This is a genomic window from Segatella copri (assembly GCF_002224675.1).
In the GTDB taxonomy this organism is placed as follows: Bacteria; Bacteroidota; Bacteroidia; order Bacteroidales; family Bacteroidaceae; genus Prevotella; species Prevotella copri_U.
This window is the reverse complement of record NZ_NMPZ01000015.1, coordinates 82,823-95,987: the sequence shown is the minus strand read 5'-3', so window position 1 is coordinate 95,987 and position 13,165 is coordinate 82,823. Positions and strand designations below refer to the sequence as shown.

General features: G+C 44.7%; 13 protein-coding genes. 4 read left to right on the top strand and 9 right to left on the bottom strand.

The features are described from left to right. Nucleotides 1-44 precede the first annotated feature (44 nt). The 3 genes from CFT61_RS10375 to CFT61_RS10365 all read right to left on the bottom strand — a co-directional run bounded on the left by CFT61_RS10375 (nt 45) and on the right by CFT61_RS10365 (nt 2,072). Entirely contained in the window at nt 45-995 is a 951-nt protein-coding gene (locus CFT61_RS10375; protein ID WP_089544354.1) for a relaxase/mobilization nuclease domain-containing protein, read from the bottom strand. Next, complete coding sequence (locus CFT61_RS10370) at nt 992-1,405, bottom strand: plasmid mobilization protein (protein WP_089544353.1); 414 nt, start codon at nt 1,403-1,405, stop codon at nt 992-994. Before CFT61_RS10370 ends, CFT61_RS10375 begins: the two co-directional genes overlap by 4 nt. Nucleotides 1,406-1,589: 184 nt before the next feature. Then, the gene (locus CFT61_RS10365) at nt 1,590-2,072 is read right to left on the bottom strand and encodes a DUF3408 domain-containing protein (protein ID WP_089544352.1); all 483 of its coding nucleotides are present in this window, start codon (nt 2,070-2,072) and stop codon (nt 1,590-1,592) included. 397 nt (nt 2,073-2,469) lie between these two features. Between CFT61_RS10365 and CFT61_RS10355 the strand changes: the two genes are divergently transcribed. Both CFT61_RS10355 and CFT61_RS10350 read left to right on the top strand, forming a co-directional pair. Continuing rightward, nucleotides 2,470-2,781 carry a helix-turn-helix domain-containing protein gene (locus CFT61_RS10355; protein ID WP_008656559.1) on the top strand — a complete coding sequence of 104 codons (312 nt, stop codon included), beginning with the start codon at nt 2,470-2,472 and terminating at the stop codon, nt 2,779-2,781. Between the two features lie 82 nt (nt 2,782-2,863). Beyond that, nucleotides 2,864-3,172 carry a helix-turn-helix domain-containing protein gene (locus CFT61_RS10350; protein WP_008145366.1) on the top strand — a complete coding sequence of 103 codons (309 nt, stop codon included), beginning with the start codon at nt 2,864-2,866 and terminating at the stop codon, nt 3,170-3,172. A 238-nt stretch (nt 3,173-3,410) separates the two neighbouring features. Here the strand turns inward: CFT61_RS10350 and CFT61_RS10345 are convergent, their stop codons facing one another. From CFT61_RS10345 to CFT61_RS10335, 3 genes are all read right to left on the bottom strand, one after another. Further along, entirely contained in the window at nt 3,411-3,773 is a 363-nt protein-coding gene (locus CFT61_RS10345; RefSeq protein ID WP_089544350.1) for a hypothetical protein, read from the bottom strand. Next, nucleotides 3,770-4,981: a site-specific integrase gene (locus tag CFT61_RS10340; RefSeq protein WP_089544349.1), complete on the bottom strand. Its 1,212-nt coding sequence runs from the start codon at nt 4,979-4,981 to the stop codon at nt 3,770-3,772. Before CFT61_RS10340 ends, CFT61_RS10345 begins: the two co-directional genes overlap by 4 nt. A 64-nt stretch (nt 4,982-5,045) precedes the next feature. Beyond that, nucleotides 5,046-6,278 carry a site-specific integrase gene (locus tag CFT61_RS10335; protein WP_089544348.1) on the bottom strand — a complete coding sequence of 411 codons (1,233 nt, stop codon included), beginning with the start codon at nt 6,276-6,278 and terminating at the stop codon, nt 5,046-5,048. A gap of 634 nt (nt 6,279-6,912) precedes the next feature. Here CFT61_RS10335 and CFT61_RS10330 point away from each other — a divergent pair. Next, the gene (locus tag CFT61_RS10330; protein WP_254918938.1) at nt 6,913-8,139 is read left to right on the top strand and encodes a carcinine hydrolase/isopenicillin-N N-acyltransferase family protein; all 1,227 of its coding nucleotides are present in this window, start codon (nt 6,913-6,915) and stop codon (nt 8,137-8,139) included. Nucleotides 8,140-8,243: 104 nt separating this feature from the next. Here the strand turns inward: CFT61_RS10330 and CFT61_RS10325 are convergent, their stop codons facing one another. After that, a complete protein-coding gene (locus CFT61_RS10325; RefSeq protein WP_254918937.1) occupies nt 8,244-9,974 on the bottom strand; it encodes a glycoside hydrolase family 9 protein in 1,731 nt (576 codons plus the stop codon). Nucleotides 9,975-10,798: 824 nt separating this feature from the next. Here CFT61_RS10325 and thiM point away from each other — a divergent pair. After that, nucleotides 10,799-11,611, top strand: a complete 813-nt coding sequence (gene thiM / locus CFT61_RS10320; RefSeq protein WP_367379340.1) for a hydroxyethylthiazole kinase — start codon at nt 10,799-10,801, stop codon at nt 11,609-11,611. A 239-nt stretch (nt 11,612-11,850) separates the two neighbouring features. Here the strand turns inward: thiM and CFT61_RS10315 are convergent, their stop codons facing one another. Together CFT61_RS10315 and CFT61_RS10310 are read right to left on the bottom strand one after the other, a co-directional pair. Further along, nucleotides 11,851-12,366, bottom strand: a complete 516-nt coding sequence (locus tag CFT61_RS10315; RefSeq protein ID WP_089544345.1) for a glycoside hydrolase family 25 protein — start codon at nt 12,364-12,366, stop codon at nt 11,851-11,853. Nucleotides 12,367-12,691: 325 nt separating this feature from the next. Further along, on the bottom strand, nt 12,692-13,132 hold the full coding sequence (locus CFT61_RS10310; protein WP_089544344.1) for an Hsp20/alpha crystallin family protein: 441 nt from the start codon (nt 13,130-13,132) through the stop codon (nt 12,692-12,694). Nucleotides 13,133-13,165: the final 33 nt, after the last annotated feature.

The window sequence follows — 13,165 nt, the reverse complement described above, 5'->3', positions numbered from 1 at the left end:
TTTCTTCTTTCATATTTCTGATGTTGTTTGGTTTGTAACTTGCATCAAAGGCTAAAGCCTCTTCTGCGTTTCTTCTTTTTCTTCTTGGCTGATTCATCCTCTGGGAATGACTCAAAGGTCTGAGCATTAGCTGGAGCAAAAAGTCCAATGGAAGAAATGCCGTACCAAAGGTCTTGGCTGCTATCCGACATGGATGGCTCATCGTTGCTCTTGTGATAGCCTTGCTCGTATTGCAGAGTAGAGTTGTCTCTTGATGAAACGTGTTTCTCCATTCCCTCAAATCTCGCATTCAGTTTGCCAAAGCTATAGTCTCGGCTAATCTGTGTCCCCTTGAAACTATATCCATCCTTGCAGAAACGGATACCTTGCACCTTGGTTCTCTTCTTGTCCTTATAGACTAACTCCAAGTGAACACCTCGCTTTGCAAGTTCATTCTTGAACTTATGCCAATTTTCTACGACTTTCAAGGCATCCTTGACTGCATTGTGAATCTCGTATTTGGCACGCTCAGCATTGCGTAATTTGCGAGTGTTAGTCTTGCTCTTGTCAGTTCCGTAAGTAAGCCCATACTTGGATTTAAGAGCCTTGGTCACTTGCTCATTACGCCTGTAATCATTCCTGTCTGATATGAGCTTGCCCTCGTTATTGATGCGGTTATACACGATATGACAATGTGGATTGTCGGTGTTGTGATGCCTTACGATGATGAATTGAGTATCTTTTATCCCCATCATCTGCATGTATTCAAGGGCTATCTTAGCCATGAATTCATCCGTCAAACGTGGCTTGTCCCCGGGCTTGAAACTGAGTGCAATGTGTCCCACAGGCTTCTTAATCCTTGGATTTAGCTGTCTTTGCAGCTCAAAACTTTGTACTATCTCGGCATTCGTGCCGAGTAACACTCCATCGGATGCAAGGATTTTCGCCTCGTCCTTGCCTGTCACGTAGCGGACGCAACCACCAAAAGATGCACCTTTCTTTAGCTTGCCTATCATGTGGTATCCTCCTTTCTGCCCATACTGCTTGGCTTCGGTTTATAACTTGCTTGGCGATACTCGCCAAGGATTTCTTTCAATCTTCTCAACAAGTCCACCACATATACATGGGTTTCATGGAAACCTCTCTGATGCGACAGCTTGGTAAGTTGGTTGAGATTGTTAGCCATACCGATGAGGTTCTTGGCAATGGCAACCGTCTCTGTGTTGTGTCCGCTCACCACCTCGCCGTTCAAGGCGGACTCACGGATGTACTCCGCCAACTTGCGGTTGGCTTTTCTCGCCCTCAGTCTCAATGCCTCGTAGCTTGGTTTCGAGAACTTCACCGTGACAGACTTCGACAGCTTGCGAACCCTGCCTGCGGGCGGTCTTCCGCCCTTTTTCTTGTCCTGTTCATGTATGCTTGTCATTCGATATACTGTTTACAGTTGGTACACTTACTTTCTGCGACCGCCGGGAGCAAAATTTCTCCGCCCTCATGGTGGAGCGAGGCGTTTTGGGGTTCCCAAAACATAACCTCGCTCCCTCTCAGAACACGTTAGTTGGAACTACAGCCTTTCAGCTATCCACGTCCAAGGTCGCAGACCTTAATTCTCACAATTTGCGCCAAGCCTCGAAGTCCTCTTCATAAAGGCTTAGGTGGTGGCGCACGATGTTCTCGATGATGCCCGATACGCTCATGCGTCTCCCTCCGAGGATGCGGACGACACGATCAAGACGGTCTCGTACATCGGAACTGACGAAGACCGGCTTGCGGTCGTCAATCCTTGGAACCTGGAGGAAGGTCTGCTGATACTCCTCCAATGTCGCCTTGCGCTGCTTGCCACTGATGCGCTTCAGCGGATTCGGTGGCGATTGAGCCTCGTTCGTTGATGTTTCCTCTCTATAGGGAGTTGTTGCAGCAACTTTCTCTACAATTGCTCTCAACTCTGGGTTCTCTACATCATCATAGAGAGAATTACAACTACTTGGATTGGCTTTGTTGCCATACGTAGATGGTTTAACAAAATCCAAATACTCTTTTTCCATCAGCTCCTTTTGCTCAGGAGCCAAGACTACATCTTTTGTTCTTGCCATAGCTTATGCTGTTTTATTTGTTAGTATAGTGGTCACGGTTTGCACCATTGACCGATTGTCGGGTGCAAAGTAAGTGTACTGAGTGCAGCCATGCAACTGATTGGGTGTAACGTGGCAATTTAGTTGTGGCTTGCTTATTTGCATACCGAGATAGTTGTGAGAACTTCAACGTATTTCTCAACTCATCATTGTTCATGTATTCGTTGCAGTCGTGCAAGTTTTTCTTGTTGTTTTTGGCGTTGAAGTCGGCAACCCCCGGCAACATACTGCCACAGAAATTGAAAACGCTTGTTTTTAGATTGCCGTGCCTTATCTTTGCACTCACAAACGTGGAGCACAGCATATGCGTGGAGCTTTGCGACATATAACATAGTATTAACTTAGAAAAAAGAAAAGTATGGGATTCATCGTATTCGAGGAAGAGGCATTCAACTATCTTGATGCCCAGTTGGAGAACTTCGTGAAGCGCATGGACAGAATCCGTGAGCGCAGTGAGGACAAGACCATGAACAAGTGGCTCGACACGCAGGACGTGTGTCAGACACTCAACATCTGCCCACGTACAGTACAGACGCTTCGGGACAACGGAACTTTGGCTTATACGCAAATCAGCCACAAGACCTACTACAAGCCGGAGGACGTGATGGCTATCGTAGCAGTAGTGGAGGACAAGAAAAAGGACATGCGCTTTCGCAAGCGCACAGGTTAGGCTGTCAATATACAACAGCCACTTAATCCAAAGCAGCAAGTAAACCGAGTAACGTAAGTATCAACAATAAAACGAGACAACTATGAGCAATGAAGTAATGACAAGAAACAGCGAGTGGATGAACCACATCGTGAACCACCTCAACCGAATGGTTGACAATTTTGAACGTGCCGTGATGAACTACCGCCCCATGCTTGGCGGTGAGCGCTTCATGACGGACAAGGAGCTTTGTGCCAGGCTGCAACTGAGCCGAAGAACCCTGCAGGACTACCGAAACAACGGTGTCATCCCGTATATCCAGCTTGGCGGAAAGATACTCTACCGCGAGTCCGACATTCAGAAGATTCTGATGGCTAACTATCGTGAGGCGTACAGAATGAAGGGCTTGTAGGAGAAATACATGTCCTTGATGAGTGGGGTGAAATGAACAAGGCGACAACGTATAACTTACCGAGCGTGGCTGTTATAGGTTGTCGCCTCGTTTTATTGGCTATACCGAGTTGGTCGTGTTTGCCGGGTATCATTTGTGTTACCTGTATAAATCTAATACCATGCTAAAACACACTGCGGTGGTTCGCCCAAGTGGCTGGAGGCGCAAAGCCTCCAAGGAACGTTGCTTTATGGCAGGTCTATGCCATTGCGTTCTCTGTAAAGATACAGACCAGTTTAGTGCGGCTTGTCTGTCTGCCGATGACGGACTGCATGATGAACTCCCGAAAGGCTCTGCTCTCAATGCTGTCAATACGGAAGGCTACCGCAATGACGAGTTCAAGGCTATACACATCATAGCTGATGCGGTCGTTCTTCCTGACATGACGGCGCACACTATGCACTTTCAGAATGCCGTCCTTGAATATAGCCTTGACAGCCTTGCGCACATAGCAGCCGAATACATTATACATGTCGGCAATCTCCTGCATGGTCATCCATACAGTATCGGTCGGCATGGATACCGTTCCGCTCTCGCTGATAGTTATAACTCCTCTGTTCATTTTCCAATAGTTTTTTCGTTCGATAATCTGTTCCTTTCTCGCTTGGCAATAAGCTTATCCATGTCATTTGAAATCTTCTGCTCCGTCACCTGCGCATAGACCTGTGTGCTTGTGATGTCTGCGTGTCCCATCATCTTGGCTATGCTGCCGATGGGAATGTCCTCGTTGAGCATCAAGACTCCGAATGTATGGCGGCTGGCGTGGAATCCCAACTTATTACTTATGCCAAGCACCATTCCAAGGGTATGCACATCAAGATAGATGTCTTTCTTCTCACCCAGTGGAAAAACAGGCTTGCTGTCGTCCGTGGTATTGTAGAGCGAAAGAATCTTCTCGGCTATCGGATGGAGCGGCACGAAGAACTCCACGCCTGTCTTCTCTCTTTCCTTGCGGATGAACTTCCTACCCTCGGAGTTCTCACTGATATGGTGAGGGTACAGTTTCTTTACATCTATATAGGATAAGGAGGTGATCGAGGCAAAAATGAAACATCTGCGTGCAAGCTCCGTTCGCTCGTCAGCCATCGGGGTAGAGAGCATCCTGATGAAGTCTGCCTTGCTGATATGGGTCATCTTCGGGGCTGCCTTCTTCTCATACCCTATCTTGGCTATGGGATTGAAGCGGATAATGCTCCTGTCCACTGCCTTGTACATCAACATGTTCAGCCAGAGAAGGCAATGGTTCACGTAGCTGTCGATACGTCCCTGGTCTCGTTTCAGGAATAGCTTGTATTCCTCCCCGAAATTCTCGTCTATGTCCTCAAAGGCGATGTCATCCTTATCCAACGAATGGACAAAGGCTCTCAGGTTCTTCTGCCATGTCCGCTTGTGCAGAAAGGTTTGTCTGGCTTTTGAGGTTCGATACCATTCCACGATGGTATCACCAAAGTTCAGCAAGAACCTTCCTGTCGTGTCCTTGTCCTTCAACACAGCCTTCAGCATTTCCACGGTGATGATGCCATTGGTGGTAAGAAGTGAGTTGTATTTATCCTTGACCTCAGCAAGGAAACTTGCCAATCGTCCGTTGTCCCTTACGTTCCGTACCTCTCCCTTCTTGGCGTTCCACTCCTGTGGGGTACAGGATATGCCTGTGGAAATGGCTGCACTTTTGCCGTCAACGGTGATGCGGCAAAGTATGTTGGCTGTTCCGTCTGCCTTCACCTTCTGTCTGTTGATGTAAGGCAAAATTGAAAATGTACTTCTGCTCATAGTTGTTGTCCTTATAATATAATAATGTAGTTGAAACTGTAAAAAGAAAAGTTGAAAGCCTTGTTCATAATGCGAGAACGAAGTCCTTCTCGGTTGCAGCGATGAACTTGTCCATGTCCTCAAACAGCTTCTTTTGGGTTACTCTCGCATACCGCTGCGTCATCTTCACATCCTTGTGACCGAGCATCTTGCAGATGGTCTCCATCGGCACACCAGCCTCCAGCGTAATGAGGCTGGCGAACGAGTGTCGTCCCGAATGGTAGGAATAGGTCTTGCTCGTTTCCGCCAACTTGCAGATGGTGATGAGGTCGATACGAACACGATTCGTGCTCAGCAATGGGAAAAGGGTATCTCTTGCCCCGTCCTCGTATTTCGCCATCAGCTCCAACGCCTCGGGCAGGAGTTTCACCCTGGCAAGTGTTCCGGTCTTCTTGCGGTTATAGATGAGCCATTTGTCGCCATCCTCCAACACCTTGACATTGGCTTTCGTGATGGAAACGGTGTCTATGAAGGCTGTTCCTGCATAGCAGGCGAAAAGAAACATGTCACGGCTAACGGATAGTCTCGGCTTGTCTTCGGGCAGTTCCGCATCACGGATTTTTATGAAATCAGACATGCTGAGAGCCTTGGGTGTCGTAACCCTTGGAGTGCCAACCCGATAATGGGCGAACAGCAGGTTCTTGCACAAGCCTCGCTCAAAGGCGATGCGGCACATCTTCTTGAAGAGCGACACATAGATGGTGATGGTTCCTGATGAAAAGCCTTTCTCGTCAAGCAAGTAATGGTGAAAATCACTGATGAAAGGCTCGGTCAGCTGTCCGAAAGCAAAATCAGTCAACCTATACTTCTCCCCGATGAACTCAGCGAGATTCTTGCGAATCTTTCTGTAAGTCCAGACACTGCTCTTCGACATATCGATGCCCTCATGGGTGCTGAGTTCACTGATATGCTCGTCCACGAAGGAGAGAAGGGTGGTCTGTGTCTTGACGCTGCCCTGCAAAGCCTCCTTGACATCCTTAGCCTCGAAGTCCGTTCTCTTTTCCACAAGCATATCGAAAGCCTTTTGGATGGAAAGCAACAACTGCCCGATGTCCTTGTTGGTTTCCACGGCTTCCTTGCTCTTGCCCTCCAATCGGCTGGCACGAGGATTCCAAAGCGATGGAGTGCAAGACAACTTGCAGGAGAACTGCGCCATAGTCCTGTTCACCGTGATGCGTCCCATGATGGGAGCTTTTCCATTCTTGTCCAATCCGCTCTTTTTTAGGTAGAGCAACACCTTGAATTTTTCGATTTTCATAACGCTTACATTTTGAGTGTGCAAATATAATCATTTTGTAAGCGTTCCTTGATACGCAAATCATTGAGAATCAGTGCAATAAAATCCGTTGATGCACAAAGTTGCCTTTCCGCATTGTTACCTGCTTTGCATAGGTAACTGTGGCTCACGATTTAGTAACTGAACTACTTCAATATTCCTCACTCGCTTGCTTTATGCCGATTTGGCAACTTTGTGCAAATCTGCTCATTCCCAACTGTTTACGTTCCAACCTCTCTTATTCTCCTTAGGCTGCGTTAGAGCTTTATGTTAAGCAAGGTACCTCTTTAAATTATGATTTGTAACACATTCGTTTCATATCTTATCTCCTTTTAATTTAAATGAGTGAATTATTTTTTCTGAGTGCAAAGGTACGGAGTTTTCCGCATATGGGCAATCACCTTCTGGTGGTATATTGACTCCCCTACAAGGGGTAGTTCTCATCACATATTTGTGGTAGAGAGTGTGATTTTGTAGCTTTTTTGCTTCATTTTTGTATTTGTATAGCAGATTTGTGGTAGGAGAGATTAACTTATTCTTGGTATTGCTCTTCTCGGATTTTTTTAGTATTTTTGCATCCGAAAAGAAAATGGTTTCATTAAAGATTTAAAAGAGTATGGTTAGAATATTAATTGTATTGGTTGCGATGTTGCTATTGGGTACTTCACCTTATTATAATAATATAAAGGCATGTACCTCAGTTCTAGTATCGGGTAAGGTTTCCAAGGATGGTAGGCCTTTCATTTTGAAGAACCGTGATACTCCATCCTTGGATAACCTGATTGTTCAGCGAAAGGGAGAGAAGTACAGGTATATTGCTGTGGCCTCTGCTTCTGATTCCTTGCCGGAGAGTGTATGGTCAGGGCATAATGAGAAGGGATTTGCCATCATCAACACTGCTGCCTACAATCTGAATGGCGATAGTAAGATAAGTGACGAGAAGGATGGCATCATCATGAGAAGAGCCCTGGAAATCTGTGCCACCGTTCAGGATTTTGAGAACCTGATAGACAGCATCAGTCCCAGGAACTCCAATTCCAACTTCGGTGTCATAGATGCCGAGGGTGGTTGTGCCTACTATGAGGTGGGAGTCAATCAATGGAAGAAGTTTGATTGTAATGACCCATCGGTTGCTCCTTACGGATATCTCATTAGGACCAACCATGGTTTTATTGGTGACAGAAAGCTGGATGCAGGAGTAGAGCGCTACATGGCCATCAATGAGTATATGACACAGGCAAGTTTCTCAAATAATCTGGATGCCGTGCATATATTGCGTACTGTACCACGTTTACTGAAGCATGGATTGACCCACATTGATTTGAATGACCTGGAGCCGGAAGATGATTCCCTGCAGAAGTTCTTTCCCTTCATAGATTATATTCCCCGCTATCTTACTGCTTCTGCAGAATTGATACAGGGTGTAAAGGAAGGAGAGAATCCTTTGTTTACCATAGGATGGAACATCATCGGTTCTCCTCTTGCCACTGTCGCCATACCACTGATGATCACTCCTTCCGGTGTACTTCCAAAGGTGGTACTTAAAGGGGAAGACGGAGGTAGTTTGTTATGTCATTATGGTTTTAAGCTCAAGGAGCGATTGTTTCCTCTTCGTACCAAGAGCAGAAGCAATTACATCGATATTGCTCAGCTCATCAACAAAAAGGGTACTGGTATCCTACAGCTGATAGAGCCGATTGAGAGTGAGATTGTTTCTCGAGGTGAAGTGTTGATTGATAAGATCAGAAGTTCCAAGAGTTATCCAACGAAGGAAGTGGATGCCTATTACAAATGGGTGGATAGCTTCATTATAGATGAATATCAGAAGCATTTTGGTATCTGAAGCTCTTCCTTACAGATATTGTTCATGAAAGTTTGGAGAGGGTGTGTCATAAGTCCATGACGCACCCTCTTTTGGTCTTTATACAGATAATCTCCAATTTGCTGTTAGTTTATCCATCCAAGCAGGGACACCAGATAGGCGTTCCAGTTGATGGCAATTTCGTTTGAGGCATAGCTGCCAACGTTATCCTGGTAGGATTCATCTGGAATATTGGAAGCATAGGCTGGTACGAATTCGGCATCTTCCTGTCCCTTGTTGGCTCCTCCAGCCACAAGACCAGGTACTGGCTCCTTGATATTGTCGGCTGCAGAGATACGGTGGTGGATATTCATGACCCTCTGGGTGCCGAAGCCTGTCAGGTAGCAATAGCCTGTGGCGTTACGTCCAAAGAAATAATCTAAGGTAGAAAGGGCGGCTTGCCTATACTTGCTGTCCTTTGTCAGGGCATACTCGTACATTTGGGCAATGCCTCTTCCCAGGCAGCTTTCAGAGTTGCTTCCCCAGTGGAAGTCTTGGGCGCTGTTGCCGAAGATACTGTGGAATGAAGAGGTAGCCAGTTCTTGGATATCCTCATCACATTTTTTCTTAAGGGATTCTTTGATCTCTTTCATAGGGAGCTTGCCGGCATCAGGTGTGCCAAGGAGTTCCTGGTTTACCCATTGGAAGATGCCCAGACCTGCCACGTTACCCCAGGATGGAATGCTGAATTCATCCGGAACAAACTGTTTTGCCTGTTCCAGGTAGGATGTTTCAGAAGTCGTGAAGTATAGTTCTGTAGCTGCCCAGAAGAATTCGTCTTCTGTGTGGTTGTCACCATAACCACCCGTATGGATGGCTGGTGAGAATTTCTTGTTGTTTCCATCCTGGTCATAATAGACAGTGGGGTGTTTCACTGCCCATGCGTATGCTCTTTCTGCTGATTCTATGGCTTGTCGGCAGAAGCTTTGGAACTCAGGGAATCTTTGGTAGATTCTGGCGGCCAGTGCCATGCTGGCAGCAAAGTCGAGAGCAGCGGTGGTGGTTTTCTGTACCACATAGCGTTGCTGCTTGCAGTCTTCTGGCATCACGAATCCCTCAAAGTTAGGGGTGGTGAGTTTATGATATACTCCTCCATCGGTTGGATCCTGCATGGTGAGCATCCACTCCAGGTTATACATCATCTCATCCAGGATATCCGGTATCTTATTGTCGGATTCTGGAATTTGAAGATTGAGAGAATTGAATCTATCCTGATGGAGCTGATAGGACTGCAGAATCAGTCCGAGGGTAAATCCTGAATTGACGATATACTTGTTATAGTCGCCAGCATCGTACCATCCCTTGGGAGAAGAGATGATGGTTCCCGCCGGTCTTTTAGGGCTTGCTGCCGAAGGATGCACCATGACATGAGTGTCCAGGTGAGCTGCCGGGCGTGCATACTCGCCAGCATACTTTCTTTCCAAGCTCTCCCCTGAACGCTGATAGTAGTAGCCTTTGATGGATGCTTTCAAGGCTTTCGTATAGGAATCGCAGGAAATGATGAAACTTTGTTGATGTCTTCCTGCTACCAGGGTATACCTGCCAGGCTTGGTGATAGAGGAGAAGTCTATCTCCTGGCGGATCTTGCTGGAGAATGGGGATTTCTTGGTGGTTGCATGTTTTGTGCGCCAGACGGTTTTACCCTCTTGGTCTCTGATGAGGAAGCTTTTGGTCTTTGCCTCCGGCTCTATGGTTGCTATCTTGCTTTCATGGGTCAAATAGCCAACCTGGTTAACCTTGATGGGATTCTTCTCAGAAGAAGCTGACATCGTTACTGCTGTCAGCAGCGTCATAGTGGTTAAGATTACTTTTCTCATGTTGCCTTGTTTTTAAAGTGTTATAGTTATTTTATGCTTATTGTTTGCAAAGATAGTAATTTTAGTTGGAAATTGTTTCTGTTTTCTTAAGATTTAACATTTCGTGTTACTTTTCCTTGATCGCGAAATCAACAAGGCAAATGTCGAACAGATGCAGATGATCGTGACAGGAAGTCTGGTTCACAAAACATAATTCCTGCCAAATTGACCATTTCCGCAGGACATAATTTGATGAAAATCAAGAAATCTCCCTTTTTTTGAAGTTTTCTCTTAAAAAAAAATGTGTGCGCACACAAAAAGGCATTACCTTTGCACTCGAAAAGATTGAATAACGAATAATTAAAGAAAGAAAGGGTAACAATTATGATGGTATTAGGAATGACACTGGCAGTTGTAGCTGCTCTTTTTGCAGAGGTTGTAAATGTCAACAAGAAGATTAGCCTCGGCAAGTAATCAACCTTTGAGAGGCATCTAAGCATGCTTCAATGAAGTTGATTTGAAATGGATAAAGATTAGGATAACAGATAAATAGAGAAAGGATAAGAGTATGTTAGTTGTAGGTATGATTTTAGCAATGATCGTTGCAGCCTGCGCAGAGTATGGTGCAAGATCTAACATGAAGGACTTCGCTTAACAAGCGGTTCTTCTTTCAATTTGAGAGAATTTAAACAGTAGTTCTATATAATAGATAAAGAAAGGCAGTTGTAGGCATTTGAAAGATGTCTGCAGCTGCCTTTCCTTTTTATATTCATTTATGATAGTTTTCTACTTAAAAGTTGTATCTTTGCAACCAAATTATTGATCTACAGCCCAAGGCTTTGAGCATGCCAAGCAATGGTGCAGGGATAATGGTTACAGTGTATATTAAAATAGATATGAAAATGGATAGAGATTTACGTTTGATAGAAGAGCAACATCCTCTCATACATAACATAACCAATTATGTTGCCATGAACTTTGTGGCAAATAGCCTACTGGCAATTGGGGCATCCCCAATCATGGCACGCGCCCAGGAAGAGGTGGAGGAAATCTGTAGTAAGAGCAATGCCTTAGCACTTAATCTGGGCATTTTGGAAAGCGCGACAGCACACTCAATGCTACTCGCAGGTAAAGCAGCTTCTAAAAGCAGAATTCCAATTGTATTTGATGTGGTTGGAGTAGGTGCCACTAGATTTCGAATGGATACTGCATCAAAGATCATCCTTCAATGCCAGCCAGCAGTCATCAAGGGTAATGCCAGTGAAATACGATCATTATACTCGCATCAGATAGGAATGCAGGGAGTGGACAGCCATCTTGAAACTTCTGAGGTTGAGGAACAGGCCCAAATTCTTGCCAGGAAACTGGCATGCATCATCGTTATTACCGGTGCTACAGACATCATCACGGATGGTAAAAAAGTAGCTTATGTTCATGAGGGGCATCCTATGATGGGCAAGGTTACGGCCATGGGTTGTGCAGCCACTGGTATCATAGGAGCTTTCCTTTCAGTAAACCCTAATCCATTTGATGCATCTGTTCATGCCATGAAAGCCATGGGCATTGCAGGAGAAAGAGCTGCTGCCATTTCTAGAGGCAATGGTAGCATGATGGTGAACTTCCTTGATGAACTTTGTAATCTGGCATATCATGAGTAAAATTATCAAAATCAAGAAGAGATCATTCATGAGACGATTTTATGCCATCAATCTATATGGCATTATCATTACTTGTGAAAAGCTATCAAAGGAGAGTCTTAATCATGAACTCATACATACTGCACAAGCAAAGGAATTGCATAATTAGTAGATACTTGACAAGATTTTTAGTTCAGTTAGGAAAAGGGGAGTCTGCTGGCAGTGATACCGGCAGACTTCTGTATTTTATGCTAATTGTTTTACTGTTTGATCCGAAAATCCCCAAGGCTTCTATTCTTGGCAAACCGATTCAAATCGACCCAATTCCACACCCCTGGAACTCTGCCATGTTTGCTGAACTGCCAGATGTCATAGTGAGGTTTACCTGGCAATACCGGTTCATGATCATAACTGGCAATCCAGAGATAGTAGTTATCAAATTCCGGACTCAGGTAATCCTTGAAATAACTCTCGCTACAATATATAATAGGTGTATGTCCATAATAGGATTTACAGAGCTTGCAGAATGTTTTCAGAAGAAGTTGGATCTCACTCTTGCTGAGTCCCTTGGTTCCATCATCTTCAGCATCCACTACAGGTAGAAGATCCTGCCTCTCCTTATCATACACTGAACGAAAGTTTTCAAACTGCATTACTGCAGGCATCTTAGAAAGAAAATGGTAGGAGCCAACTGGTATCTGATGTTTTCTCGCTTGATTAATGTTGGCTTCATACCATGGATCCTGGATGATGAGATTTTTTGAATAAAAAGTCATCTCTCTGCTTTAAGAGTGAAGTAGGATAAGTGAGCTTATAACTTTGAAAACATATCCTTAATTATCTATAAAACTTTAGACTAACCCATCTTATAATGAAGTTTATGGTGTATATTTGCATATTATAAGTGGGTTTAAGGCAAAGGCTGACATCAGACAGAAAACAAGTGAAATAAATATTCTTATCATCCTAGATCTTTTCCTATATTAAATTCATAAATTCAAAAAAAAGGCCAGCCCCATTATCAGGACTAGCCCTCCGTTTTAATTATTTTCTCGATGCAATGAATGTCATCTTGAAAGCTGCATAGCACTTTAAGAAAGATTACTTAACCTCAATGTGCTTAACATCGTCTTTCTTCTCCTCTTTGGCTGTCTTAGGAATCTCAATCTTCAAGACACCGTCACTGACCTCAGCGGAAATCTTCTCCTGATCAGCATCCTCTGGCAAAGCGTAACTCTGAGAGTAGCTGCTGTAAGAGAACTCACGACGCAAGTAATGCTCTTCCTTCTTCTCCTCCTTCTTCTCATCCTTGTTCTCGATGGATACATTCAGATAGCCATCCTTGTCGATGTTCATCTTGACCATATCTTTCTTCAAACCAGGAGCTGCAACCTCCATCGTGTAAGCTGTAGCACTTTCCTTGACGTTGACTGCAGGAGCTGTGGCGTTCATGTGTGGCATCAAGCTTGTATCAAAGAAGTTGTCATTAAACCAACTGTTCAACCAATTTGAAACACTGTTATTTCTACGAGCTAACAACATAATGTAAAACCTCCAAATTCTATTTTTCTCATC